This window comes from Massilia sp. UYP32 (assembly GCF_050434365.1).
Classification (GTDB): domain Bacteria; phylum Pseudomonadota; class Gammaproteobacteria; order Burkholderiales; family Burkholderiaceae_D; genus Telluria; species Telluria timonae.
In genome coordinates, this window is sequence record NZ_JBNDIK010000013.1 from 1 (window position 1) to 24,518 (window position 24,518).

Genomic DNA, 24,518 nt, shown 5'->3' on the forward strand with positions numbered 1-24,518 from the left:
AGCGCATCTGATCTACGGCGTCGTTCGAACCGGCAAGCCATTTGACGCCAATTACCTTCACAAAAACCTTGCAATCCAAGACGGTATCTGACCCTGATTCTTTTTTTGCCAGTTGGATCTGTTTAAGTGGAGGTATGGCAACGAATGCGGAGACTGCCGAACAGCAGAGGAATGCGCTGAAGAGGAACTGCCTGTCTGCCCCAAATTTCGTTGCAAAATAATTAGGGTCAGAGTCGATTTATTGAGCAATTCCCCACGCCAGCGAGCAATCCGGGACAGAGTGCGCTGCCCGAGCAAGTGCGTATGGTAATCAGCCGCCTTGTTCGCGCGCCGAGCAATAGCTGGCGCGAAACGTTGTCAAACAATTCGACACTGACCCTGATTTCCCTGATTTGAGCCGGAGGTCAGTGCTTGCCTTCGCCGATCAGTCCGAGCGAATCGTGTTCGCGCTGGTTGAGGGTATGGCGGCGCTGGATCAGGAGCATGATGCCGGCGACCGACAGGCCGAAGATGACGATGATGATGTTCAGGTCCAGGTTCAGCGTGATCATGATCGCGTAGGCGGCCAGCATCACCAGGATCGACAGGTTTTCGTTGAAGTTCTGCACCGCGATCGAGTGGCCCGCGCTCATCAGGACGTGGCCGCGGTGCTGCAGCAGCGCGTTCATCGGCACCACGAAGAAGCCCGACAGGAAGCCGATCAGGGCCAGCAGCGGATAGGCCACCGTCACCGAGGTCACGAACACCATGCTGGTCACGACCAGGCCCATGATGATGCCCATCGGGATCACGGTCAGCGACTTGCGCAGCGGGATCATGCGCGCCGCCATCGCCGCGCCCAGCGCCACGCCGATCGCGACCACGCCGATCAGGTTGGTGGCCTTGTCCAGTGGCATGCCGAGCGAGCGCTCGGCCCATTTCAGCACGATGAATTGCAGGGTCGCGCCGGCGCCCCAGAACAAGGTCGTCACCGCCAGCGAAATCTGGCCCAGCTTGTCGCGCCACAAGGTGGCCGAGCAGTTGGCGAAATCGGCGATCAGCTTGGCCGGATTGCGCTCCTGGTGCTCGTAGCGGGCGCCGGTGTCCGGAATGCGCAGGTTGAACAGGGCGGCCAGGATATAGATGCCGACCACCACCGCCATCGCCGCTTCGGCGCCGCTCGTGATGCCCAGGCCGGCGAAGGCGTCGAACGACAGCAGGAAGGCCGTGCCGCGCTCGCTCACCAGCGTGCCGCCGAGGACGGTGCCGAGGATGATCGACATTACCGTCAGTCCCTCGATCCAGCCATTGGCGGGCACGAGTTTTTCGGGCGGCAGCAGCTCGGTCAGGATGCCGTACTTGGCGGGCGAATACACGGCCGCGCCGAAGCCGACCACGGCATAGGCGAGCAGGGGATGGACGGTGAAGAACATCAGGGCGCAGCCGACGACCTTGATGATGTTCGCGATGAACATCACGCGCCCCTTGGGCAGCGAATCGGCGAAGGCGCCCACGAAAGCGGCGAGCAGGACGTAGAACAGCACGAATGACAGCTTCAGCAACGGAGTCAGCGATGCCGGGGCGTCCATTGCGACGAGCAGGCTGATCGCGACAAACAGGAGCGCGTTATCCGCCAGCGACGAGAAGAACTGCGCCGCCATGATGGTATAGAAACCACGGTTCATTCGAGAATTCACAAATCTGGTCCGGGTTGCTTTATACCATGAATGCATAGACCGGCGAAACCGGAAACGCGGCCACGGCGGCGGCGCGCGGCCCGCTCCGGTAAAATAGGCACTTGACGTTTTATACCGGATTCCCTCCGTTTTTCTTAAAAGATTGCCATGCCGCGTCCGCTCTTCGCCACCATCCACCTCGATTCCATGCAACACAATCTGGCCCGGGCGCGCAGCTGCGCGCCGCTGGCCAAGATCTGGGCCGTCGTCAAGGCCGATGCCTACGGCCACGGCCTGGAACGCGCGCTGCGCGGCTTCGCCACCGCCGACGGCCTGGCGCTGGTCGAGCTGGAAAGCGCGATCCGCCTGCGCGAACTCGGCTGGATCAAGCCGATTCTTTTATTAGAGGGATTCTTCGAAGCGGCCGACGTGCCCATGCTGGCCGAGCACAATATCGCCACCGCCGTGCACAGCATCGAGCAGGTCAAGCTGCTCGAGTACACCCAGCTGTACCGCCCGATCGACGTCTACCTCAAGATGAACACCGGCATGAACCGGCTGGGCTTTCCGCCCGCCGAGTACGCCGCCGCCTGGCAGCGCCTGCGCGCGATCCGCGACGTGCGCTCGATCACCCACATGACCCATTTCGCCAATGCCGACGAACTGGAACATCCGCGCCTGACGATCGCCGAGCAGGTGCGGCGGTTCCAGCTGGGGGCCGCCGACCTGGCCGGCGAGCGCAGCCTGTCGAACTCGGGCGGCGTGCTGCACCAGGCCGAACTGGCCGACCAGTTGTCGAACGACTGGGTCCGGCCCGGCATCATGCTGTACGGCGGCACGCCGGGCGGCCGCAGCGCCCAGGATTTCGGCCTGCGTCCCACCATGACCCTGCGCTCGGAAGTGATCGGCATCCAGCACATCGGGCCGGGCGACACGGTCGGCTACGGCAGCCGCTTCGAGGCCGATGGGCCGATGACGATCGGCGTGGTGGCCTGCGGCTATGCCGACGGCTATCCGCGCAGCGCGCCGCACGGCACGCCGGTGATCGTCGACGGCGTGCGCACGACCCTGGTCGGCCGGGTCTCGATGGACATGATGACCGTCGATCTCACACCTGTCCCCAACGCCCGCATCGGCAGCAAGGTCACCCTGTGGGGCGACGGGTTGCCGATCGACGACGTGGCCCAGGCCGCCGGCACCATCGGCTACGAGCTGATGTGCGCGCTGGCGCCGCGCGTGCGCGTGACCGAAGGCCGTCTCGGCACCGACGGTTGAACCGCGGCCCGACCAACCCCATATCGATACGATGGCAAAAGCAAAAACCAACTACACCTGCAGCGAGTGCGGCGCGATCGCCAGCCGCTGGACCGGCCAGTGCGCCGACTGCAAGGCCTGGAACACGATGGTCGAGACGGTCGTCGACACGCCCGGCGTCAACCGCATGTCGCAGACTCCGCACCGCAGCCTGGCGCAGACCGCGCCGGTGCTGTCGCTGGCCGACATCGAGGCGATCGACGTGCCGCGCTTCGGCACCGGCATCGAGGAATTCGACCGCGTGCTGGGCGGCGGCCTGGTGGCCGGCGGCGTGGTCCTGATCGGCGGCGACCCCGGCATCGGCAAGTCGACCCTGCTGCTGCAGGCGTTGTCGAGCCTGTCGCTGGTCCGCAGCACGCTCTACGTCAGCGGCGAGGAATCCGGCGCCCAGATCGCGCTGCGCGCGCGCCGCCTGGCGGTGGACGCCAAGGAACTCAAGTTGCAGGCCGAGATCCAGCTCGAGAAAATCCTCGGCACCATCGCCGACCTCAAGCCCGACGTGGTGGTGATCGACTCGATCCAGACCATGTATTCGGATGCGCTCACCTCGGCTCCCGGCTCGGTGGCCCAGGTGCGCGAATGCGCGGCCCAGCTCACGCGGGTGGCCAAGCAGACCGGCGTGACCATGATCCTGGTCGGCCACGTCACCAAGGAAGGCGCGCTGGCCGGCCCGCGCGTGCTGGAACACATCGTCGACACCGTGCTGTACTTCGAAGGCGACACCCAATCGAGCTACCGCCTGGTGCGGGCGATCAAGAACCGCTTCGGCGCGGTGAACGAGCTGGGCGTGTTCGCGATGACCGAAAAGGGCTTGAAGGGCGTCTCGAATCCTTCCGCGCTGTTCCTGTCGCAGCACGACAGCCAGGTGCCGGGCTCCTGCGTGATGGTGACGCAGGAGGGCACGAGACCACTGCTGGTAGAGATTCAGGCGCTGGTCGACACCAGCCACCTGCCCAACGCGCGCCGGCTGTCGGTCGGCCTGGAGCAGAACCGCCTGGCGATGCTGCTGGCGGTCCTGCACCGCCACGCCGGCATCGCCGCCTTCGACCAGGACGTGTTCATCAATGCGGTCGGCGGCGTCAAGATCACCGAACCGGCGGCCGACCTGGCCGTGCTGCTGGCGATCAACTCGTCGATGCGCAACAAGCCGCTGCCGCGCGGGCTGGTGGTGTTCGGCGAGGTCGGCCTGGCCGGCGAGATCCGGCCGGCGCCGCGCGGCCAGGAGCGCTTGCGCGAAGCGGCCAAGCTGGGCTTCTCGCTGGCGCTGATCCCGAAAGCGAATGCGCCGAAGGCCAAGATCGAGGGCATGAACATCATCGCCGTCGAGCGCATCGAGGAGGCGTTCAGCAAGTTGCGCGAGATCGACTGACGGCCAGATCCTGGCGGACTGGGCCGTTGGCTGTCGGATTTCCTGGAAGATTCTATAATTGTGTCTTGTTCACTGTATTCGGGTAAACACGTGTATCAAGACCAAAGGAAATCTCCACGCAAGGTATACCGCACCAAGGCCATGCTTGCCATGGACGGCCAGCCGCCCATCGGCGGCAAGACCACCGACGTCGGCGCCAGCGGCGTGAGCATCAGTGTCGCCGATCCGCTGGCGGTCGGGCAGGCCGGCCAGCTGGCCTTCGACCTGCTGGTCGAGGGTAGCTTCGTCACCATCAATACCCGGGCCAAGGTATCGTACTGCATCTTCAGCAACGGCGAATTCAAGGTCGGTTTCCAGTTCCTGCAGCCCGACCTGGCCGCGGTGACGGCGCTGGCGCGCTTCATGCGGTAACGGTGGCGGCAACGCCAGGCCGATGACAGCGCCTTGTATACGACAAGCGGCGAGCGCCATCGGCCTCGCCGCTTGCTGTATTGGCCCACTGAGCGGGCCATTCGCTATTCGTGATAGCGGTCGTGCAAATCGCTGGAACTGCCGCGGATCTCCTGGTAGATCTCGAACGCCACGAGGGCGGCCAATCCGCTCAGAATCCCCATCACCATCAGATCTAACATTAAAACCAAACGCCTCTCGGCATCCCCTCCATGTCATGACTACCCTTTCAGGATAGCAGGCAATGGTGTATTTACAAGCTCCATGGTGCGGAACATGACATTATTCGGCTGACGCCGATGTCCATCCGCGCGCCGCGCTGTGCCCAGGGATGACATCCTTGCGCGCGTGTCATGTTCATGTCACATTCGCCAAATATGTCATGAACCTGTCATATTCGCCCGTTAGACTGCGCAGCATCGTCAGCGGGATCGTCCCGTGGTGTCACTTCCAAAGGATCCGATATGCGCATGAAGCACTTCTTCGTCTCGATCGCCCTGGCCGCAACGGCATTCTCCGCCAGCGCCCAGAACGCCAACATCACCGGCGCCGGCGCGACCTTCCCATACCCGATCTATGCCAAGTGGGCCGAGCTGTACAAGGCGGCTTCCGGCGTCGGCCTGAACTACCAGTCGGTCGGTTCGGGCGCCGGCATCAAGCAGATCAAGGCCAAGACCGTCGACTTCGGCGCATCCGACATGCCGCTGGCGGCGAACGAGCTGAACGCCGCGGGTCTGTTCCAGTTCCCGGCCGTGATGGGCGGCGTGGTGCCGATCGTGAACCTGGACGGCATCGCCCCGGGCCAGCTGAAGCTGAGCGGCGCCATCATCGCCGACATCTACATGGGCAAGATCACCAAGTGGAACGCGCCGCAGATCGCCGCGCTGAACCCGGGCGTCAAGCTCCCCGCCAGCGACATCACCGTGGTGCGCCGCGCCGACAGCTCGGGCACCTCGTTCCTGTGGACCGACTACCTGAGCAAGGTCAGCCCGGCCTGGAAATCGACCATCGGCGCCGGCACCACCGTCAAGTGGGCGGTCGGCGTGGGCGGCAAGGGCAACGAAGGCGTGGCCGCCAACGTGCAGCGCATCAAGGGCGGCATCGGCTACGTCGAGTGGGCCTACGCCAAGAAGAACAAGATGGCGCACACCCAGCTGCAGGGCGCGGACGGCGCCTGGCTGCAACCGTCGGACGACGCCTTCAAGGCCGCCGCCGCCGGCGCCAACTGGAAAGGCACCCCGGGCTTCGCCGTGATCCTGACCAACCAGGCCGGCAAGGGCGCCTGGCCGGTCACCGGCGCCTCGTACATCCTGGTGCACAAGAACCAGCCGGCCGCCAAGGGCCAGCAAGTGTTGAAGTTCTTCGACTGGGCCTACAAGAACGGCGCCCCGTCGGCCGCCGAACTGGACTACGTGCCGATGCCGGCCGAAGTCACCAAGCTGGTGCAGGACGCCTGGCGCGCCAACCTGAAGGACACCACCGGCAAGGCGCTCTGGTAATCCGCATTGCTTGAAAACCAGGTGGGCTGGCGCGTTCCAGCCCTTCCGTTTGCCAGCAATATTGACAAAAAGCTATTAACGACGATATGAGCGCCCACCCATCCGCGACCATGAACGAGCTGCCCGAGAAAGCAGCGGCCGAAGCCGACGCCCTCCAGCATGCTGCGCTGCGCAGCACCATGCGCAACCAGCGCATGCAGGACTTCTTCTTCCACAAGATCACCTGGCTGTTCGCCGCTTCGGTACTGGCGGTACTGATCGGCATCATCATCTCGCTGGCCATCGGCGCGGCGCCGGCCTTCAAGGAATTCGGCCTCGGCTTCATCACCCGGGTGGAGTGGGATCCGGTCAACGACCAGTACGGCGCCATGATCGCGATCTGGGGCACGCTGGCCACCTCGATCATCGCGCTGGCGGTGGCATTCCCGATCAGCTTCGGCATCGCCCTGTTCCTGACCGAGATCTGCCCGGCCTGGCTGCGCCGCCCGCTGGGCACGGCGGTCGAACTGCTGGCCGGCGTGCCGTCGATCATCTACGGCATGTGGGGCCTGTTCGTGTTCGCGCCGCTGTTCGCCGAGTACGTCCAGCCTGCCCTCAAGGAAACCATCGGCCAGCTGCCGGTGATCGGCGTGATCTTCCAGGGCCCGACGATGGGCATCGGCATCATGACCGCCGGCCTGATCCTGGCGATCATGATCATCCCGTTCATCGCCTCGGTGATGCGCGACGTGTTCGAGATCGTGCCGACCGTGCTGAAGGAATCGGCATACGGCCTGGGCTGCACCAAGTGGGAAGTGGTGCGCAAGGTGGTGCTGCCTTACACCCGCACCGGCGTGGTGGGCGGCGTGATGCTGGGCCTGGGCCGCGCGCTGGGCGAGACGATGGCCGTCACCTTCGTGATCGGCAATGCGCACTCGCTGTCGGCATCGCTGTTCTCGCCCGGTAACTCGATTTCGTCGACCCTGGCGAATGAATTCGCCGAAGCGGCCACGGCGCTGCACTCGTCGTCGCTGTTCGCCCTGGCCCTGATCCTGTTCGGCATCACCTTCGTCGTGCTGTCGGCGGCAAAACTGATGTTGCTCGGTATGTCCCGTAGCGAAGGCACCAAATAATATGAATACCGCGATCAAGAACCCCGTCTACCGCAAGCGCCTGCTGGCGCACCGCATCGGCATCACGCTGTCGGTGTGCGCCATGGGCATCGGCCTGGCCTTCCTGGCCTGGATCCTGTTCACCCTGCTGTACAACGGCTTCGGCGGCCTGAGCGCCACCCTGTTCACGGCCGATACCCCGGCCCCGGGCACCCCCGGCGGCGGCTTGCGCAACGCCATCGTCGGCAGCGTGATGATGGTCGGCCTGTCGGCCCTGGTGAGCACCCCGATCGGCATCCTGGCCGGTATCTACCTGGCAGAGTACGGCGAGAACAACAAGTTCGCGCAGATCACCCGCTTCGTGACCGACATCATGCTGTCGGCCCCGTCGATCGTGATCGGCCTGTTCGTCTACGCCCTGTACGTCGCCAATGTGCAGCACTTCTCGGGCTATGCCGGCTCGATCGCGCTGTCGCTGATCGCGATTCCGGTGGTCGTGCGCACCACCGACAATATGCTGCGCCTGGTGCCGGCCAGCCTGCTGGAAGCCGCCTACGCCCTCGGCGCGCCGCACTGGAAGGTGGCGATCACGGTGCGCCTGCGCGCCGTGAAGGCCGGCGTCGTGACCGGCGTGCTGCTGGCGATTGCCCGCGTCACCGGCGAAACCGCGCCGCTGCTGTTCACCGCCCTGAACAACCAGTTCTTCAGCGCCGACATGAACGCGCCGCTGGCCAACCTGCCGGTCGTGATCTACACCTATGCCATGAGCCCGTATGACGACTGGCGCTCGCTGGCCTGGGCCGGCGCACTGCTGGTGACTGCTACCGTGCTGTTGCTGAACATCCTGTCGCGGACCCTGTTCAGCCAAAAAACTCCGCGTTAATCGACCTGATAGAAGACAAAGTGATGAACCAAGCCATGCTCAATACGACTCCGACCCCGGCCGCTGCAAAAGCCAAGACGATCGAAATCGAAGGCCTGAACTTTTTTTACGGTAAGACGCAGAGCCTCAAGGATGTCTCGCTCGACATCCACGCCAAGCAGGTGACGGCCTTCATCGGCCCGTCGGGCTGCGGCAAGTCGACCCTGCTGCGCACCCTGAACCGCATGTACGACCTGTACCCCGGCCAGCGCGCCGAGGGCTCGATCATGTACCGCGGCCGCAATATCCTGGAGCCGGGTGTCGACGTCAACATGCTGCGTGCCAAGGTCGGCATGGTGTTCCAGAAGCCGACGCCGTTCCCGATGTCGATCTACGACAACATCGCCTTCGGCGTGCGCCTGTACGAAAACCTGTCGAAGGGCGAGATGGACGAGCGCGTGGAGTGGGCGCTGAAAAAGGCGGCGCTGTGGGAAGAAGCCAAGGACAAATTGAACAAGAGCGGCCTGTCGCTGTCGGGCGGCCAGCAGCAGCGCCTGTGCATCGCGCGCGGCGTGGCGGTCAAGCCGGACGTGTTGCTGCTCGACGAACCGACCTCGGCGCTGGACCCGATCTCGACCGCCAAGATCGAGGAACTGATCAGCGAGCTGAAGCAGGATTACACGATCACCATCGTGACCCATAATATGCAACAAGCCGCGCGTTGCTCGGATTACACTGCCTATATGTATCTTGGCGAGCTGGTCGAATTCGGCGAGACCGACCAGATCTTCATGAATCCGGCGCGCAAGGAAACGCAAGACTATATTACCGGCCGCTTCGGCTGATCCTACCCGGTTGTTCATTTTGCCGGCCAGGGCCGGCTTCACAAGAATATTTGACGGAGAAGTTATGACAGGCGAGCATTCATCCAAGCAGTACGACCAGGAACTCGAGGGCATCCGTTCCCAGGTCTTGCTGATGGGCGGCATGGTGGAAACCCAGTTCGAGGACGCGCTCGAGTGCTTCCGCATCGGCGACATCCCGCGCGCCGAGCGCGTGATGGCCGAAGACCAGGCCGTCAACCAGCTCGAAGTCTCGCTCGACGACGCCTGCAGCCACCTGATCGTCAAGCGCCAGCCGACCGCCAACGACCTGCGCACCGTGATGGCCACCATCAAGGTCATCACCGACCTGGAGCGCATCGGCGACGAGGCGACCAAGATCGCGCGCACCGCCAAGAGCCTGCACGAGCGCGGCACGGCCGGCTTCGCCCACTACGACATGATCCGCACCATCGCCAAGGCGACCTCGGAGCTGCTGCACGATTCGCTGGACGCGTTCGCGCGCCTGGACGGCAAGCAGGCCTTGCAGATCATCGCCGGCGACGAGGTGGTCGACCACGAGTTCCGCACCATCCTGCGTACCATGGTCACCTACATGATGGAAGACCCGCGCACGATCTCGTCGGCGCTGGATACGCTGTGGGTGGCGAAGGCGATCGAGCGCATCGGCGACCACGCCAAGAACATCGCGGAATACGTGATCTACGTGGTCGAAGGCCGCGACATCCGCCACAGCAAGGTGATCCTCGACGACCAGTCGGCGGCCTGAGCATGGCGGACAATACCTCCGTCCTGGTGGTCGAAGACGAGCCGGCGATCGTCGAACTGGTGACCTATTCGCTGCGCGAGGCAGGGTGGGACATTCGCACCGCCGACACCACCGCCGGCGCCTGGGAAAGCATCAGCCGGGGCAAGCCCGACCTGCTGCTGCTGGACTGGATGCTGCCCGACCAGAGCGGCCTGCGTTTGCTCTCGCGCCTGCGCGCCGACCGCGACTTCCAGGACCTGCCGGTGATCATGCTGACGGCAAAAAGCATGGAAGAGGACAAGCTGGCGGGCCTGAACAACGGCGCCGACGACTACATCACCAAGCCGTTCTCGCCGCGCGAACTGCTGGCGCGTTCGCGCGCGCTGCTGCGCCGCAAAAGCCCGCACCTGGCCGAGGCGCCGCTGCGCGCCGGCGCGGTGACGCTCGATCCGAACAGCTGCACGGTGACGGTCGAGGGCCAGCAGATCGACATCGGCAACGCGGAGTACAAGCTCCTGAAGTACCTGATGGCGCATCGGGAGCGGGTGTTTTCGCGCGCCCAGCTGCTCGACAAGGTGTGGGGCGACCACGCGGTGATCGAGGAGCGCACGGTCGACGTGCACGTGCTGCGCCTGAGGAAGGCATTGAAAAGCGCCGATGGCTTGATCCGCACCGTGCGCAGCGTCGGCTACATGCTGTCCGAGAAATAACGCGGTGTCGAAGGACGCGATGAATCCCAAGCTGCTGTTCTGGGTGCCGGCGCTGCTGCGCACGGGCCTGTTGTTCGCCGTGGCCGGCCTGGTGTGGTGGTGGTTCGGCCCCATAGCCGGGCTGTCGCTGGCGCTGGCCGGCATGGCGGTCGCCGTGTTCACGCAACTGTCTTACCTGTACAAGCTGGGCGAGTGGCTCGACGAGCCGCACAGCACGCGCCTGCCGGATGGCTGGGGCGCCTGGACCGATGCCTTCGCCCGCCTGTATCGCCTGCGGCGCGACGACGAGCGCCATCAGGCCGAACTGACCGAGTGGCTGGCGCGCTTTCGCCAGGCGATGCACCTGCTGCCGGAAGGCGTGGCCATCATGGACGACGTGCTGTTCCTGGAGTGGTGCAACCCGGCGGTCGAGAAGCACCTGGGCCTGACGATGGAGCGCGACAAGGGGCTGCGCGTGACCAACCTGGTGCGCCATCCGGACTTCATCGACTATATCGTGCTGGGCCGCTATGAGCAGCCGCTGACGCTGTCGTTCCGTGGCCGCAAGCTGGAATGCCGCATCATCCCGTTCGAGAACCGGCGCCAGATCCTGGTGACGCACGACGCCACCGACACCGAGCGCATCGAGGCGATGCGGCGCGACTTCATCGCCAACGCCTCGCACGAGCTGCGCACGCCGCTGACGGTGATCGTGGGCTTCCTCGAGATCGCGCTGTCCGATCCGGGCATCGACGTCGCCACGCGGATGGCGCACCTGAACCTGATGACGGAGCAGGCGCACCGCATGCAGCGCCTGATCCAGGACATGCTGACCTTGTCGCGGCTGGAATCGGACGAGTATCCGATGAAGCGCGAGCGGGTGGACGTGCGCACGATGATCGACTCGATCGCCCTGGAGGCGCGCGCGCTGTCGGGCGGTCGGCACCAGATCGAGGTGTCGGTCGACGGCCCGGACGTGATGGGCAGCATGGAAGAACTGCGCAGCGCCTTCGCCAACCTGGCCTCGAACGCGGTGCGCTACTCGCCAAACGGCGGCACGATCCGCCTGGCCTGGACCCGCGGCGCCGACGCTTTATCGTTTGCGGTAACCGACTGCGGCATCGGCATCGACCCCGAACACATCCCGCGCCTGACCGAGCGTTTCTACCGCGTCGACAAGAGCCGTTCGCGCGAGACGCAGGGCACTGGCCTCGGTCTGGCGATCGTCAAGCACGTCCTGCTGCGCCATGGCGGCAAGCTGACGATCACCTCGCAACCGGGCAAGGGCAGCACCTTCTCCGCCTCGCTCCCCAACACCTCGCTGCCCGCCTGACCCTAATTGCGCAGGAGGAGTGCGGCGGCCAGCAGGGCGGCGGGAATGCCGATCCAGGCGCCCTGCATTACCCGGCGCGGGTGGTATTGCAGGAGCAGGGTGACGGTCCAGGCGGCGAGCGACAGGATGCCGCACCACAGCACCGGGCCGATGTGCCAGCCGCTGGCGCCGATGCAGGCCATGAACGACAGCAGCAGGCCGATCCAGCCCAGGGTGCGCAGGCGCAGGCGGGTGGCGCGAGAGGCTTCCTTGCCGCGGCCGTGGATGTCGGCGTAGTGGCGGTCCATCGTGATGCTGGTCGCGGCGAAGCCGCTGAAGGCGAGGGCGGCGCCGCTCAGGATCAATGCGTTCATGCGATCTCCAGTGGCGTCGGTTGCGCCGGGTTGGCCGGCTGCCGGGCAGCAGCCTGCTTCTTCGTCTTGCGGCCCAGCCACCAGGCGGCCCAGCCGAGCAGCAGGCCAAGCAGCAGCACCACGATGTCGAACCCGGCCACCGCGCGCAGGGCCGGACCGCCGAACAGGGTCACCCCCAGGTGGGTATCGGTCGTGAGCGCATTCAGCACCGGGATCCCGGCCAGCAGCACGGCGCCCAGCGTCAGCTGGAAGCGCCACATGGCGCGCGTCGGACGGATCTGCGCCAGCAGCGCGGCCAGGCCCCAGGCGATGAAGAAGCAGTTGGCCTCGAGGTTCGTGCGCTGCGCGATCTCGACCGGCAGCAGGCGGTTGGCCCAGAAGTAGACGGCGAAGGCGATCGGCAGGCCGGCGATGGCGCCGATGTTCAGGGCGTCGACCAGGCGCACCCCGAAGCCGACCCGGCCGCCCTTGGCCAGCACCTTGGCGTACTTCTGGCGCTCCTTCACGCCCCACAGCAAGGCGCCGGTGGCGACCATCGCGGTGCCGGCCAGCCCGCACACGAAGAACAGCGCGCGCAGCAGCGGGTCGGCGAAGTGGGCCACGTGCAGGCCATAGATCGCGGCGCGCGTGTCCAGCGTGGTGCTCATCGGCGCGGTCTCGGTCAGCAGCGCGCCGCTCACGCCGTCGAAGGTCATGGTCGGTTCGATGTTCGACAACTGCTGGCCCGAAGGGCGATGCAGCGCGACCCGGGCGTTGGCGTCGTTCGGATTGCTCACCACGATCCGCGTCGGCGCCTGGCCCCAGGCGCGCTCGGCCTGCAGCAGCATCGGCGCGATGTCGGCCAGCGGCGCGAACTCCTTCGCCGGCTTCACCCGTTCGGCGTTCGGGAACACGTCCGCGAACATGGCGCTCTGCTCGGCGCCGTACAGCGCCTTGGTGGGCGAGGGCATGTACATGAACATCAGCGTGACCAGGCCGGTGTACGTGATCATCAGGTGGAACGGCAGCGCCAGCACCGCGGTGGCGTTGTGCGCGTCCAGCCACGAGCGCTGGCCTTTCCTGGGACGGAAGGTGAAGAAGTCCTTGAAGATGTGTTTATGGGTGATCACGCCGCTGACGATCGCCACCAGCATGAACATGGCGGCGACGCCGACGATCCAGCGGCCCCAGATGGCGGACATGTAGTACAGGTCGAAGTGCAGGCGGTACAGGAACTCGCCGCCGCGGGTGTCGCGCGGCGCCGCGGTGTTCTCGCCGGTCATCGGATCGAGCGTGAAGTTCTGGGTGCGGAACGCCGCGCGCCGCTCCTCGCGCGTCATGCCTTTTTTGGGCGGGTTGGTCCAGCTGGCATAGATCAGCGGATTGCGCTCGTGCGGCAGGTCGAGGAACCAGGCATTCGCCTTCGGCGCGCGCTGCTGCAGCTCGCGCACCGCGAGCGTGGCCGATTCGGCCGGCGTCACCCGCGAGGGCGCATCGGCCGCCTTGTGCAGCTCGGGCTTCATCCAGAACGTGATCTCGTGCTTGTAATAGGCCGCGGTGCCGCCCATGAACACCAGCAGCAGCAGCCAGCACACCAGGAGGCCCGACCAGGTGTGCACCCAGGCCATCGATTGGCGCAAGCCTTCTTTCATGACGCCCTCCCGGCAATCCACAACACAGCGCCCAATACGCTGCTGGTCGCGACCACCCCGACCCAGGCGCGCAGCGCGCTGCCGGTGGCGAACACCCACAGGATCACGCAGGTATAGACCACGAAGGAGAGCAGGGTGGCGAGGGTGACGGCGTCGGCGCGCGGCAGCGGCAGCGCGATGGCGATCAGGGCGCTGGCGATCGCGGTCAGCACATAGCCGCCGGCGATCGCCGCGACCGCGCGCGCGGCCACGCCGCCGCGGTAGCGCCAGGTGAGGGTAGTCATTTGGCTCAGGCCTTTCTATGCTATTTAAAGCGAACGGCGCGACGGCGATCAGTGTTCCGCGCCCGGCGCCAATGCAGGGCCCGCGGGCAGGGGCGCGATGCCTTGCGGCTGCATGACGGTCAGCGACGAGGTATGGCTGGCGCTGGCGTACTGCACGCCGGCGCGCTCACCGCCACTCTTGTCGGTATGGGCCGTCTCCAGCACATACATGCCTTTCCACGGCAGCGCGAACTTCACCGCGCCGTTGGCGTCGGCCAGCGCTTCCTTCGACCAGCCGCTGGGCACGGTGATCGCCACCTTCGCCTTCGGCAGCGGCTGGCCCTGGTAGAACACCCTGAATTCGCCGGGCGTGCCGGTCGGGACGATGTCCAGCGCCAGCTTCGGCTGCTGCGCGGCGAAGCTGGTCGCCAGGCGCGCGGCCGGGATCCAGATGTGCTGGCTGGTCTTGCTGTCGGTGGTCGTTTCCCAGCCCGGATAGGCATCGTCCTCCGCCACGATGGCGTCTCCCGCCGCCAGCGTGGCGCCTCCGACCACGTAGCCCCTGGCGGTCTTCTCGAGCCTGAGCCCGGTCTCGCCGGAAGCCTTGAGCAGCGTCGCGCGCGGCGCGACGAATTTATCGAGCAGGCCGGGCGTGGTCTCGCGCTGGTTCAGGCCGAACTCGCCGAACTGCAGCTTCACCGTCTGGCCGTCCTGCTCCAGCCAGACGTGGTGCGCCTGGGCGCCAGGTGCGATGGCGGCGAGGGCGAGGAGCGAGGAGAGCAGCAGTTTCTTCATGGTCGTCATTCTCTTTATAGGTTTATTTAATTCGATTGCGCCGTGCACTCTCCGAATAAAGCATGCCTCTTTTGGTAGAGCCGTCGAATATGTGCATTGCGTCAATTATTGAACACGAATTATAATGCGAATCATTCTCATTATGAAAACACTTTCAAGGAGTGATCATGTTGCGCCCAGTGCCATCCGTTGTATCCCATCCAACGCCCGTCGCCCGCCTGGTGCGCCAGGCCACTGCACTGTGCGCAACCGCAGCCCTGCTGTCACCGCTGGCCGCGCTGGCGGCGGCCCTGGAGGCGCCGGACGAGATCGCGGCGGACGCCATCCCCACCGTCAACGTCACCGGCAAGCACGACGCCACCACCGAGAAGAGCAAGTCCTTCACCACCCGTTCCTCGACCCTGTTCAAGGGCGAGCAGGACATCCGCGACACGCCGCAGCCGGTCACCGTCATCACCCGCCAGCTGATGGAAGAGCGCAACCTGCTCGACCTGACCGAGGTGCTGACCAATACCGCGGGCATCACGGTCGACTACACCGACAGCGAGCGCCTCGGCTACAACTCGCGCGGCTTCGGCATCGATGCGATGCAGATCGATGGCCTGAGCTACAAGCAGTCCGGCTCGGCCTTCATCCAGCCCGACACGGCCATCCTGGACCGGGTCGAACTGCTGCGCGGCGCGTCGGGCATGCTGCGCGGTTCGGGCAACCCGTCGGCCACCGTCAATATGGTGCGCAAGCTGCCGACGTCCGGGTTCCAGGCCACGGCCGGACTGACGGTCGGCTCGTGGGATCGCCGCCGCGTCGAAGTGGACGTGTCGACCCCGCTCAACGACAGCGGCACGGTGCGCGGCCGGGTGGTGACGGTCAAGGACAAGAAGGACTTCTTCCAGAAGGCGCGCGAAGAAGACCGTGAAGTGCTGTATGGCGTGGTCCAGGCTGACCTGACGCCGCGCACCACGGTCACCGCCTGGCTGCAGCACACCGACCTCGACGCCACCGGCGCCTGGGGCGGCATCCCGGCCAACTTCGACGGATCGTCGTTGAACATGCCGGACGACACCTTCCTGAGCGCCGGCTGGAGCCGCTGGAACCGCTACAACGACCAGGCCCAGGTCGGCATCGAGCACCGCTTCGACAATGGCTGGAGCGTGCGTGCGAGTGCCGGCTATCTCGGCCTGCGCATCAAGCCCAACGGCTTCAAGCAGTCGTACATCGCGCGCACCAGCACCACCAATCCGTATTTGATGGACATCACGACGTCGCAGTACACCGGCGACGACAGCCGCCAGCAGGCGCTGAGCATCGTCGCCGACGGCCCGTTCACGCTGTTCGGCCGCAAGCATGCGCTGGTGCTGGGCGCCGAGCGTGTGTACGACCGGACGATCGCGACCTATGGCGTGGGCAGCCTGTTCAAGCAGACGGTCGACATTCGCACCTTCGATCCGTACTCGAGCTATCCGGAGCGCGAGGTGACGACGATGCCGGCCGGCGGCAATCCGCCGACGGTGACGACCAATAACGGCGCCTTCGCCACCGCGCGTTTCTCGCTGGCCGACCCGCTGACCCTTTCGCTGGGCGCGCGCCTGAGCTGGTGGGAAACCGAGAACCGCGCCAACGGCAGCGGCTACAAGGTGACGCGCGAAGCCACGCCGTATGTCGGCCTGGTCTATGACCTGTCGAACGAGATCAGCGCCTACACCAGCTATACCGAGATCTTCACGCCGCAGAACGTGCGCGGCGCCGACGGCAACCTGCTCGAGCCGATCACCGGCGAGGACATCGAGGTCGGCCTGAAAGGCGCGTTCTTCGGCGGTCGCCTGAACGCTTCGCTGGGCCTGTTCCAGATCGAGAACGTCGGCCGCGCGATCGAAGACACCTCGTCGATCGATCCCTGCCTGCCGTACTTCACCACTGGCTATTGCCGCATCGCCGGCGGCAAGCAACGCAGCGAAGGCCTGGAGGCCGAAGTGTCGGGCGAGCTCTTGCCTGGCTGGCAGCTGATGGCGGGCTATACCAATACCCGCACCAAATACCTGCGGGATGCCGCCGCCAACACCGGCCAGCCGCTGCGCAGCATCGATCCGAAACACCAGCTGCGCCTGTTCACCAGCTATAGCCCGAACCGCTCCGGCCCGGGCTGGACCGTCGGCGGCGGCGTGAACATGCAGAGCGATTCGTATGTGCGCGGCAGCGGCCTGACCGCGACCCAGGGCGGCTATGCCATCGCCAATGCGATGCTCGCCTGGCGCTTCACCGACACGCTGTCGGTACAGGCCAACGTGAACAATCTGTTCGACAAGGTCTACTACAAGCGCTTCGGTCCGACCGGGCTGGCCTGGTACTACGGCGATCCACGCAATGTGTCGGTGAGCCTGCGCGGCAGCCTGTAAGACGCGTCGCCTACCCGCGCCGGGTGGGTTGGCTGTGCTGGGGAGAACGAGCCGAGGTACAATCGTCGCCTCGTTCTTTCTCCCACATTCCATGGTTTCTCGTCGTTCTTCCCTCGTGGCCTGCGCCGCGCTGCTGCTGGCGGCCTGCGGCAGCACCCCGACCCCGGCTCCCGTCGCCACGCCCGCGGTCGCGCCCCAGGCGGCGCCGCTTCCTCCCAAGAAAATCCGCATCGGCCTGGCCCTTGGCGGCGGCGCCGCGCGCGGCTTCGCCCATATCGGCGTGATCAAGGCCCTCGAGGCCCAGGGCATCTATCCGGAGATCGTGGTCGGCACCAGCGCCGGTTCGGTGGTCGGCTCGCTGTATGCATCGGGCCTGAACGGCTTCGCCCTGCAAAAGACGGCGCTGACGATGGACGAGGCGACCATCTCGGACTGGGCAATGCCGTGGCTGAGTAAATCCAGCGGCCTGCTCAAGGGCGAGGCGCTGCAGAATTATGTGAACAAGGCGATCGGCAATGTGCCGATGGAAAAGCTGAAATTGCGCTTCGGCGCCGTCGCCACGGATTTGAAAACCGGCCAGCCGATCCTGTTCAACCGCGGCAATACCGGCATGGCGGTGCGCGCGTCGTCCGCCGTGCCGAGCGTGTTCCAGCCGGTGAAGATCGGCAACAAGGAATACGTCGACGGCGGCCTGGTGGCGCCGGTGCCGGTGCGCTTCGTGCGTGAGATGGGCGCCGATTTCATTATCGCCGTCAATATTTCGAGCGCGACCGAAGGCGCGGCCACGGCCAGCTCGCTCGACGTCCTGATGCAGACCTTCAGCATCATGGGCCAGCGCCTGAACCATTTCGAACTGAAGGACGCCGACATCGTGATCACGCCGGCGCTCGGCAATATGGGATCGAGCGATTTCGGCGGACGCAACCTGGCCATCCTGGCCGGCGAGCAGGCCGCCGCCGCGGTCATGCCGCAGATCAAGGCCAAGCTGAAGCTTAAACAACAAGTACCGCACCCTGCACCACAAGGAAAACCATGAACACCAAACCCTACCTGACCCTGGCCGACGTGAAGAAGATCGGCGCCGCCGCCGAAGCCGAAGCCGTGCAAAACGGCTGGGCCGTGTCGATCGCGATCGTCGACGACGGCGGCCACCTGCTGTGGCAGCAGCGCCTGGACGGCGCGCCGCCCGTGTCCTCGTATATCGCCCCGGCCAAGGCCAATACCGCCGCCCTCGGCCGGCGTGAGTCGAAGATCTATGAAGACGTGGTCAACAACGGCCGCGTGTCCTTCCTGAGCGCGCCGAAGCTGGAAGGCATGCTCGAAGGCGGCGTGCCGGTGATCGTCGACGGCCATGTGATCGGCGCGGTTGGCGTCTCGGGCGTCAAGTCGGAGCAGGACGTGCAGATCGCCCGGGCCGGTATTGCTGCGCTGAACGCCGCCTGATGGCTACTTAAGCCCGAGTTGCGGGCGCGATATTGGACCCGCAACATAAGTTTCAGCAGGGCAGGGAAGATGGCGCTACGTGTCATCTTCCGATAATTTGGTGGCAGTTATGTGGCAGCGCCGCATTGCCGAACATCAGAGTTCGCGCTATAATTCGGAAGTTTATCTAATTCAAACTTAGCCGTAGCGCATACCCACCATCCCTCATTCAACATGACCTCCAACACCGGGCGGCCTCACCGCGCCCAGGACAGTTGGATGTCGGTCTGACGTGGCGAAGCTACGGCAACTTTTTCGGGAGTTGCCCTTGCCGCCATTTTTTTCTGGCCCCTCCGTTCCAGCCATCCTGGCACTTGCTGACGGGACCATCTTCAAAGGATATTCCATTGGTGCCGTCGGTCATACGACCGGCGAAGTGGTGTTCAACACCGCGATCACCGGCTACCAGGAAATCCTGACCGACCCGAGCTATTCGCGCCAGATCGTCACCCTGACCTATCCGCACATCGGCAACTACGGCGTGAACAGCGCCGACGTCGAAGCGGGCAAGGTGCACGCCGCCGGCCTGATCATCCGCGACCTGCCGCTGCTGGCCTCGAACTTCCGTTCGACCCAGTCGCTGGGCGACTACCTCAAGCAAGAGAACGTGGTTGCCATCGCCGGCATCGATACCCGCAAGCTCACCCGCATCCTGCGCGAAAAAGGCGCCCAGGCCGGCGCGATCCTGACCGCCGCGCAAGGCGTCGAGCCGTCGCCAGCCCAGGCGCTGGAACTGGCGCGCTCGTTCCCGGGCCTGGCCGGCATGGACCTGGCCAAGGTGGTTTCCGTGACCGAACCCTACGAGTTCACCGAGACCGAATGGAAGCTGGGTGAAGGCTTCGGCAAGCAAACCGATCCGCAATACCACGTGGTCGCCTTCGACTACGGCGTCAAGCGCAACATCCTGCGCATGCTGGCCGAACGCGGCTGCAAGGTCACCGTGCTGCCGGCGCAATCGACCGCCGCCGACGCCCTCGCCCTGAATCCGGACGGCATCTTCCTGGCCAACGGCCCGGGCGACCCGGAACCGTGCGACTACGCGATCAACGCATCGCGCGAGCTGATCGAGAAGGGCATCCCGACCTTCGGTATCTGCCTCGGCCACCAGATCATGGCGCTGGCGTCCGGCGCCAAGACCATGAAGATGAAGTTCGGCCACCATGGCGCCAACCACCCGGTGCAGGACCTGGACAGCAAGAAGGTCTTGATCACCTCGCAGAACCATGGCTTCGCGGTCGACCCGGAAACCTTGCCGGATAACTGCCGCGTGACCCACGTCTCGCTGTTCGACGGCTCGCTGCAGGGCTTCGCCCGCACGGACAAGCCGGCCTTCTGCTTCCAGGGCCACCCGGAAGCCTCGCCCGGCCCGACCGACGTCGCCTACCTGTTTGACCGCTTCATCGGCCTGATGCAAGCAGCGGAGAAAAAATAATATGCCAAAACGTAGTGATATCAAAAGCATCCTGATCATCGGCGCCGGCCCGATCGTCATCGGCCAGGCAGTCGAATTCGACTACTCCGGCGCCCAGGCCTGCAAGGCCTTGCGCGAAGAAGGCTACAAGGTCATCCTGGTCAACTCGAACCCGGCGACCATCATGACCGACCCGGAAACGGCGGACGTGACCTATATCGAGCCGATCACCTGGAAGGTCGTCGAGCGCATCATCGAGAAAGAGCGTCCTGACGCGATCCTGCCGACCATGGGCGGCCAGACCGCGCTGAACTGCGCGCTCGACCTGCACCGCCACGGCGTGCTCGACAAATACAAGGTCGAGCTGATCGGCGCGACCCCGGAAGCCATCGACAAGGCCGAAGACCGTTCGAAGTTCAAGGACGCGATGACCAAGATCGGCCTGGGCTCGGCGCGTTCGGGCGTGGCCCACTCGATGGAAGAAGCGTGGAGCGTGCAGCGCGAGCTGGGCTTCCCGACCATCATCCGTCCGTCGTTCACCATGGGCGGCAGCGGCGGCGGCATCGCCTACAACGAAGAAGAATTCGAACAGATCTGCAAGCGCGGCCTCGAGGCCTCGCCGACCAACGAGCTGCTGATCGAAGAGTCGCTGCTGGGCTGGAAAGAGTACGAGATGGAAGTTGTTCGCGACAAGAACGACAACTGCATCATCATCTGCTCGATCGAGAACCTGGATCCGATGGGCGTGCACACCGGCGACTCGATCACCGTGGCGCCGGCGCAGACCCTGACCGACAAGGAATACCAGATCATGCGCAACGCGTCGATCGACGTGCTGCGCGAGATCGGCGTCGACACCGGCGGGTCGAACGTGCAGTTCTCGATCAACCCGAAAGACGGCCGCATGATCGTCATCGAGATGAACCCGCGCGTGTCGCGTTCGTCGGCGCTGGCTTCGAAAGCCACCGGCTTCCCGATCGCCAAGGTGGCCGCGAAGCTCGCGGTCGGCTTCACGCTGGATGAACTGCGCAACGAGATCACCGGCGGCGCGACCCCGGCCAGTTTCGAGCCGTCGATCGACTACGTCGTCACCAAGATCCCGCGCTTCACGTTCGAGAAATTCCCGACCGCCGACAAGCACCTGACCACCCAGATGAAATCGGTCGGCGAAGTCATGGCGATGGGCCGCACCTTCCAGGAATCGTTCCAGAAAGCCCTGCGCGGCCTGGAAGTCGGCGTCGACGGCCTGAACGAAAAGACCCGCGACCGCGAAAAGATCGAGGAAGAGCTGGGCGAGCCGGGTCCGGAGCGCATCTGGTACGTGGGCGACGCCTTCGCCCAGGGCTTCACCCTGGAAGAAGTGCACAATCTCACCAAGATCGATCCGTGGTTCCTGGTGCAGATCAAGGAGATCGTGGACATCGAGCTGTGGCTCGAGACCCAGACCCTGGAATCGCTCGACAAGAACGTCCTGTACAAACTGAAGCAGAAGGGCTTCTCGGACCGCCGCATGGCCTTCCTGCTGAAGGTCGAGCCGAGCGCCGTACGCGCCCGCCGCCATGCGCTGAACATCCGTCCGGTGTACAAGCGCGTCGACACCTGCGCCGCCGAGTTCGCGACCAACACCGCCTATATGTACTCGACGTACGACGAAGAGTGCGAATCGAACCCGACCGACAAGAAGAAGATCATGGTGCTGGGCGGTGGCCCGAACCGCATCGGCCAGGGCATCGAGTTCGACTACTGCTGCGTGCACGCGGCCCTCGCCATGCGCGAAGACGGCTACGAGACCATCATGGTCAACTGCAATCCCGAGACCGTGTCGACCGACTACGATACCTCGGACCGCCTGTACTTCGAATCGCTGACGCTGGAAGACGTGCTCGAGATCGTCGAACTGGAAAAGCCGGTCGGCGTGATCGTCCAGTACGGCGGCCAGACCCCGCTGAAGCTGGCGCTGGACCTGGAAGCCAATGGCGTGCCGATCATCGGCACCTCGCCGGACATGATCGACGCCGCCGAAGACCGCGAGCGTTTCCAGCAACTGCTGCAAAAGCTGGACCTGCGCCAGCCGCCGAACCGCACCGCGCGCACCGAAGCCGACGCCCTGGCGCTGGCCGAAGAGATCGGCTACCCGCTGGTCGTGCGTCCATCGTACGTGCTGGGCGGCCGCGCGATGGAGATCGTGCACGAGCAGCGCGACCTGGAGCGCTATATGCGCGAAGCGGTCAAGGTCTCGCACGATTCGCCGGTGCTGCTCGACCGCTTCCTGAACGACGCGATCGAAGTCGACGTCGACTGCATCTCGGACGGCGAAGCCACCTTCATCGGCGGCGTGATGGAACACATCGAACAGGCCGGCGTGCACTCGGGCGACTCGGCCTGCTCGCTGCCGCCGTACTCGCTGTCGCAAGCGACCATCGATGAACTCAAGCGCCAGACCTCGCTGATGGCCAAGGCCCTGAACGTGGTCGGCCTGATGAACGTGCAGTTCGCGATCCAGCAGTCGGAGCAGGACGGTCAGACCGTCGACACCGTCTATGTGCTGGAAGTGAACCCGCGCGCTTCGCGTACCGTGCCGTTCGTCTCGAAGGCGACCGGCCTGCAGCTGGCCAAGATCGCGGCGCGCTGCATGGTCGGCCAGACCCTCGAGCAGCAGGGCATCACGAAAGAGGTCGTGCCGCCGTTCTACAGCGTCAAGGAAGTCGTGTTCCCGTTCGTGAAGTTCCCTGGTGTCGACACCATCCTCGGACCAGAGATGAAGTCGACCGGCGAAGTGATGGGCGTTGGCACCACCTTCGGCGAAGCCTTCGTGAAATCGCAGCTCGCGGCCGGCATCAAGCTGCCGAAGTCGGGCACCGTGTTCCTGTCGGTGAAGTCGTCGGACAAGCCGCGCGCGGTCGGCGTGGCGCGCGAGCTGGTCAAGCTGGGCTTCGACCTGGTGGCGACCAAGGGCACCGCCGCCGTGATCTCGGCGGCCGGCATCCCGGTGCGTTCGGTGAACAAGGTGCTGGAAGGCCGTCCGCACGTGGTCGACATGATCAAGAATCATGAGATCGTCATGGTCGTGAACACGGTCGAGGAAAAGCGCAGCGCGATCACCGACTCGCGCACGATCCGTACCTCGGCACTGGCGGCGCACGTGGTGACCTACACCACGATCGCCGGCGCCGAAGCGGCGATCGAGGGCATGCCCCACATCGACGAACTGCGCGTGTACGATTTACAAGGCCTGCATAAAACCTTACACTAAGCACACGCAGTACCCGTAGGACAGCTTAGTACACAAGTGAACCACAGAGCTCGCGCGGCCTTGGCGCCGCGTGCCTCTGTGGTTTTCGCTTTGAGACGCTACGGGTGTCCCGTACAACACCAACAGCAGAGAACCATGAACACACCACTGACCAAATTCGGCGCAGAACTCCTGAAAGAAGAGCTGCACCAGCTCAAGACCAAGGAGCGCCGCATCGTGATCGACGCGATCGCCGAGGCGCGTTCGCATGGCGACCTGTCCGAAAACGCCGAGTACGACGCCGCCAAGGAGCGCCAGGCCTTCGTCGAGGGCCGCATCGCCGAGCTGGAGGGCAAGCTCTCGACCGCCCAGATCATCGATCCGTCGACGCTCGACGCCGACGGGCGCGTGGTGTTCGGCGCCACCGTCGACCTCGAAGACCTGGAATCGGGCCAGAAGGTCACCTACCAGATCGTCGGCATCGACGAAGCCGACCTGAAGCTGAACAAGGTCTCGGTGACCTCGCCGATCGCGCGCGCGCTGATCGGCAAGTTTGCCGAAGACGTGGTCGAAGTGCAGGCCCCGTCGGGCCCGCGCGAATACGAAATCCTCGAAGTCCGCTACGTCTGATGGAAGGGGCGGCCAGTGGCATGAAGGCAGGGCGCTTGCCGGCGGCGCGCCTGCTGGTGGCCGCGCTGTGGGCCGGCACGCTGTGGGCGCTCGGCTATGTGGCGGCGCCGGCGGCGTTCGCCGTCCTGGACAGCGGCCAGGCCGGCGACCTGGTCGCGCTGCTGCTCACGCGCCAGGCCTGGCTGTCGATCGTCTGCGCGGTCGTGCTGCTGGTCTTGCTGCGGCTGTCGCTTGATCTGGCGCCGCCGCGCCGGCGTTTTCTCAACCTGCTGGTGCTGGCGATGCTGGCGTGTGCGCTGGTAATCTTCGTCGGCCTGCAGCCGGCCATGGCGAACCTGCGCGAGCTGGCCGGGCCGGGTGGGGTGCGGGCGTCGCCGTACTGGACCCAGTTCGCGGTGATGCATGGGGTGTCGCAGCTGTTCCACATCGTCCAGAGCTTGCTGGGAGCGTGGTTGATCGTTCGGCTGCGTTGAGCG

The 24,518-nt window shown here is 65.0% G+C and carries 22 protein-coding genes; 17 read left to right on the forward strand and 5 right to left on the reverse strand.

Going from position 1 to position 24,518, the window contains the following annotated elements:
• Positions 1-404: 404 nt before the first annotated feature.
• The gene (gene lplT, locus ABIB42_RS11685; RefSeq protein WP_071363251.1) at positions 405-1,664 is read right to left on the reverse strand and encodes a lysophospholipid transporter LplT; all 1,260 of its coding nucleotides are present in this window, start codon (positions 1,662-1,664) and stop codon (positions 405-407) included.
• Between the two features lie 159 nt (positions 1,665-1,823).
• Here lplT and alr point away from each other — a divergent pair, with 159 nt between their 5' ends.
• The 10 genes from alr (at position 1,824) to phoR (ending at position 11,852) form a co-directional block, all read left to right on the forward strand.
• Positions 1,824-2,930, forward strand: a complete 1,107-nt coding sequence (gene alr, locus ABIB42_RS11690) for an alanine racemase (RefSeq protein WP_005669714.1) — start codon at positions 1,824-1,826, stop codon at positions 2,928-2,930.
• 31 nt (positions 2,931-2,961) lie between these two features.
• Positions 2,962-4,338 carry a DNA repair protein RadA gene (gene radA / locus ABIB42_RS11695; protein WP_005669717.1) on the forward strand — a complete coding sequence of 459 codons (1,377 nt, stop codon included), beginning with the start codon at positions 2,962-2,964 and terminating at the stop codon, positions 4,336-4,338.
• Positions 4,339-4,428: 90 nt separating this feature from the next.
• Positions 4,429-4,749 (forward strand): PilZ domain-containing protein, encoded by a 321-nt coding sequence (locus tag ABIB42_RS11700; RefSeq protein ID WP_429248395.1) that lies wholly within the window; start codon positions 4,429-4,431, stop codon positions 4,747-4,749.
• 503 nt (positions 4,750-5,252) lie between these two features.
• The gene (pstS, locus tag ABIB42_RS11705) at positions 5,253-6,287 is read left to right on the forward strand and encodes a phosphate ABC transporter substrate-binding protein PstS (protein WP_273029280.1); all 1,035 of its coding nucleotides are present in this window, start codon (positions 5,253-5,255) and stop codon (positions 6,285-6,287) included.
• A 110-nt stretch (positions 6,288-6,397) separates the two neighbouring features.
• Complete coding sequence (gene pstC / locus ABIB42_RS11710; protein ID WP_040777679.1) at positions 6,398-7,399, forward strand: phosphate ABC transporter permease subunit PstC; 1,002 nt, start codon at positions 6,398-6,400, stop codon at positions 7,397-7,399.
• A 1-nt stretch (position 7,400) separates the two neighbouring features.
• Positions 7,401-8,261 (forward strand): phosphate ABC transporter permease PstA, encoded by an 861-nt coding sequence (gene pstA / locus ABIB42_RS11715; protein ID WP_005669726.1) that lies wholly within the window; start codon positions 7,401-7,403, stop codon positions 8,259-8,261.
• Positions 8,262-8,296: 35 nt separating this feature from the next.
• A complete protein-coding gene (gene pstB, locus ABIB42_RS11720) occupies positions 8,297-9,085 on the forward strand; it encodes a phosphate ABC transporter ATP-binding protein PstB (RefSeq protein WP_174348361.1) in 789 nt (262 codons plus the stop codon).
• A 64-nt stretch (positions 9,086-9,149) separates the two neighbouring features.
• On the forward strand, positions 9,150-9,851 hold the full coding sequence (gene phoU / locus ABIB42_RS11725; protein ID WP_005669730.1) for a phosphate signaling complex protein PhoU: 702 nt from the start codon (positions 9,150-9,152) through the stop codon (positions 9,849-9,851).
• 2 nt (positions 9,852-9,853) lie between these two features.
• A complete protein-coding gene (locus ABIB42_RS11730) occupies positions 9,854-10,540 on the forward strand; it encodes a response regulator (RefSeq protein ID WP_005669733.1) in 687 nt (228 codons plus the stop codon).
• Between the two features lie 19 nt (positions 10,541-10,559).
• Complete coding sequence (gene phoR / locus ABIB42_RS11735) at positions 10,560-11,852, forward strand: phosphate regulon sensor histidine kinase PhoR (RefSeq protein WP_005669735.1); 1,293 nt, start codon at positions 10,560-10,562, stop codon at positions 11,850-11,852.
• 2 nt (positions 11,853-11,854) lie between these two features.
• On the opposite strand, the gene ABIB42_RS11740 is transcribed toward phoR, so the two are convergent.
• The 4 genes from ABIB42_RS11740 to ABIB42_RS11755 are packed head-to-tail and all read right to left on the reverse strand — an operon-like array spanning position 11,855 to position 14,894.
• Positions 11,855-12,205, reverse strand: coding sequence for a DUF3325 domain-containing protein (locus tag ABIB42_RS11740; RefSeq protein ID WP_005669737.1), 351 nt, complete (start codon positions 12,203-12,205; stop codon positions 11,855-11,857).
• Entirely contained in the window at positions 12,202-13,836 is a 1,635-nt protein-coding gene (locus ABIB42_RS11745) for a PepSY-associated TM helix domain-containing protein (RefSeq protein WP_429248396.1), read from the reverse strand. Before ABIB42_RS11745 ends, ABIB42_RS11740 begins: the two co-directional genes overlap by 4 nt.
• Positions 13,833-14,120, reverse strand: coding sequence for a hypothetical protein (locus tag ABIB42_RS11750; RefSeq protein ID WP_005669741.1), 288 nt, complete (start codon positions 14,118-14,120; stop codon positions 13,833-13,835). The genes ABIB42_RS11745 and ABIB42_RS11750 overlap by 4 nt, the downstream gene beginning before the upstream one ends.
• Positions 14,121-14,168: 48 nt before the next feature.
• Positions 14,169-14,894 (reverse strand): DUF4198 domain-containing protein, encoded by a 726-nt coding sequence (locus ABIB42_RS11755; protein WP_273036379.1) that lies wholly within the window; start codon positions 14,892-14,894, stop codon positions 14,169-14,171.
• A gap of 167 nt (positions 14,895-15,061) precedes the next feature.
• On the opposite strand from ABIB42_RS11755, the gene ABIB42_RS11760 reads away from it, so the two are divergent.
• The 7 genes from ABIB42_RS11760 to ABIB42_RS11790 all read left to right on the forward strand — a co-directional run bounded on the left by ABIB42_RS11760 (position 15,062) and on the right by ABIB42_RS11790 (position 24,515).
• Positions 15,062-17,287, forward strand: coding sequence for a TonB-dependent siderophore receptor (locus ABIB42_RS11760; RefSeq protein ID WP_429248397.1), 2,226 nt, complete (start codon positions 15,062-15,064; stop codon positions 17,285-17,287).
• A 91-nt stretch (positions 17,288-17,378) separates the two neighbouring features.
• Complete coding sequence (locus tag ABIB42_RS11765) at positions 17,379-18,323, forward strand: patatin-like phospholipase family protein (RefSeq protein WP_005669746.1); 945 nt, start codon at positions 17,379-17,381, stop codon at positions 18,321-18,323.
• Entirely contained in the window at positions 18,320-18,730 is a 411-nt protein-coding gene (locus ABIB42_RS11770) for a GlcG/HbpS family heme-binding protein (protein WP_005669749.1), read from the forward strand. Before ABIB42_RS11765 ends, ABIB42_RS11770 begins: the two co-directional genes overlap by 4 nt.
• A 307-nt stretch (positions 18,731-19,037) precedes the next feature.
• Positions 19,038-20,201, forward strand: a complete 1,164-nt coding sequence (gene carA / locus ABIB42_RS11775) for a glutamine-hydrolyzing carbamoyl-phosphate synthase small subunit (protein WP_005669751.1) — start codon at positions 19,038-19,040, stop codon at positions 20,199-20,201.
• A gap of 1 nt (position 20,202) precedes the next feature.
• Positions 20,203-23,433 (forward strand): carbamoyl-phosphate synthase large subunit, encoded by a 3,231-nt coding sequence (carB, locus tag ABIB42_RS11780; RefSeq protein ID WP_071363245.1) that lies wholly within the window; start codon positions 20,203-20,205, stop codon positions 23,431-23,433.
• A 135-nt stretch (positions 23,434-23,568) separates the two neighbouring features.
• The gene (gene greA / locus ABIB42_RS11785) at positions 23,569-24,042 is read left to right on the forward strand and encodes a transcription elongation factor GreA (protein ID WP_005669756.1); all 474 of its coding nucleotides are present in this window, start codon (positions 23,569-23,571) and stop codon (positions 24,040-24,042) included.
• Between the two features lie 20 nt (positions 24,043-24,062).
• A complete protein-coding gene (locus tag ABIB42_RS11790) occupies positions 24,063-24,515 on the forward strand; it encodes a DUF4149 domain-containing protein (RefSeq protein ID WP_040777837.1) in 453 nt (150 codons plus the stop codon).
• Positions 24,516-24,518 lie beyond the last annotated feature (3 nt).

Excerpts from the sequence above, each read along its gene's own strand:
- pstS (WP_273029280.1), top strand. The coding sequence starts at position 5,253 with ATGCGCATGAAGCACTTCTTCGTCTCGATCGCCCTGGCCGCAACGGCA.
- phoU (WP_005669730.1), top strand. The coding sequence starts at position 9,150 with ATGACAGGCGAGCATTCATCCAAGCAGTACGACCAGGAACTCGAGGGC.
- ABIB42_RS11770 (WP_005669749.1), top strand. The coding sequence starts at position 18,320 with ATGAACACCAAACCCTACCTGACCCTGGCCGACGTGAAGAAGATCGGC.
- alr (WP_005669714.1), top strand. The coding sequence starts at position 1,824 with ATGCCGCGTCCGCTCTTCGCCACCATCCACCTCGATTCCATGCAACAC.
- ABIB42_RS11740 (WP_005669737.1), bottom strand. The coding sequence starts at position 12,205 with ATGAACGCATTGATCCTGAGCGGCGCCGCCCTCGCCTTCAGCGGCTTC.
- ABIB42_RS11745 (WP_429248396.1), bottom strand. The coding sequence starts at position 13,836 with ATGAAAGAAGGCTTGCGCCAATCGATGGCCTGGGTGCACACCTGGTCG.
- lplT (WP_071363251.1), bottom strand. The coding sequence starts at position 1,664 with ATGAACCGTGGTTTCTATACCATCATGGCGGCGCAGTTCTTCTCGTCG.
- phoR (WP_005669735.1), top strand. The coding sequence starts at position 10,560 with ATGAATCCCAAGCTGCTGTTCTGGGTGCCGGCGCTGCTGCGCACGGGC.
- carB (WP_071363245.1), top strand. The coding sequence starts at position 20,203 with ATGCCAAAACGTAGTGATATCAAAAGCATCCTGATCATCGGCGCCGGC.
- pstC (WP_040777679.1), top strand. The coding sequence starts at position 6,398 with ATGAACGAGCTGCCCGAGAAAGCAGCGGCCGAAGCCGACGCCCTCCAG.
- greA (WP_005669756.1), top strand. The coding sequence starts at position 23,569 with ATGAACACACCACTGACCAAATTCGGCGCAGAACTCCTGAAAGAAGAG.
- ABIB42_RS11760 (WP_429248397.1), top strand. The coding sequence starts at position 15,062 with ATGTTGCGCCCAGTGCCATCCGTTGTATCCCATCCAACGCCCGTCGCC.
- ABIB42_RS11750 (WP_005669741.1), bottom strand. The coding sequence starts at position 14,120 with ATGACTACCCTCACCTGGCGCTACCGCGGCGGCGTGGCCGCGCGCGCG.
- ABIB42_RS11790 (WP_040777837.1), top strand. The coding sequence starts at position 24,063 with ATGAAGGCAGGGCGCTTGCCGGCGGCGCGCCTGCTGGTGGCCGCGCTG.
- ABIB42_RS11730 (WP_005669733.1), top strand. The coding sequence starts at position 9,854 with ATGGCGGACAATACCTCCGTCCTGGTGGTCGAAGACGAGCCGGCGATC.
- pstA (WP_005669726.1), top strand. The coding sequence starts at position 7,401 with ATGAATACCGCGATCAAGAACCCCGTCTACCGCAAGCGCCTGCTGGCG.
- ABIB42_RS11765 (WP_005669746.1), top strand. The coding sequence starts at position 17,379 with ATGGTTTCTCGTCGTTCTTCCCTCGTGGCCTGCGCCGCGCTGCTGCTG.
- ABIB42_RS11755 (WP_273036379.1), bottom strand. The coding sequence starts at position 14,894 with ATGAAGAAACTGCTGCTCTCCTCGCTCCTCGCCCTCGCCGCCATCGCA.
- pstB (WP_174348361.1), top strand. The coding sequence starts at position 8,297 with ATGCTCAATACGACTCCGACCCCGGCCGCTGCAAAAGCCAAGACGATC.
- radA (WP_005669717.1), top strand. The coding sequence starts at position 2,962 with ATGGCAAAAGCAAAAACCAACTACACCTGCAGCGAGTGCGGCGCGATC.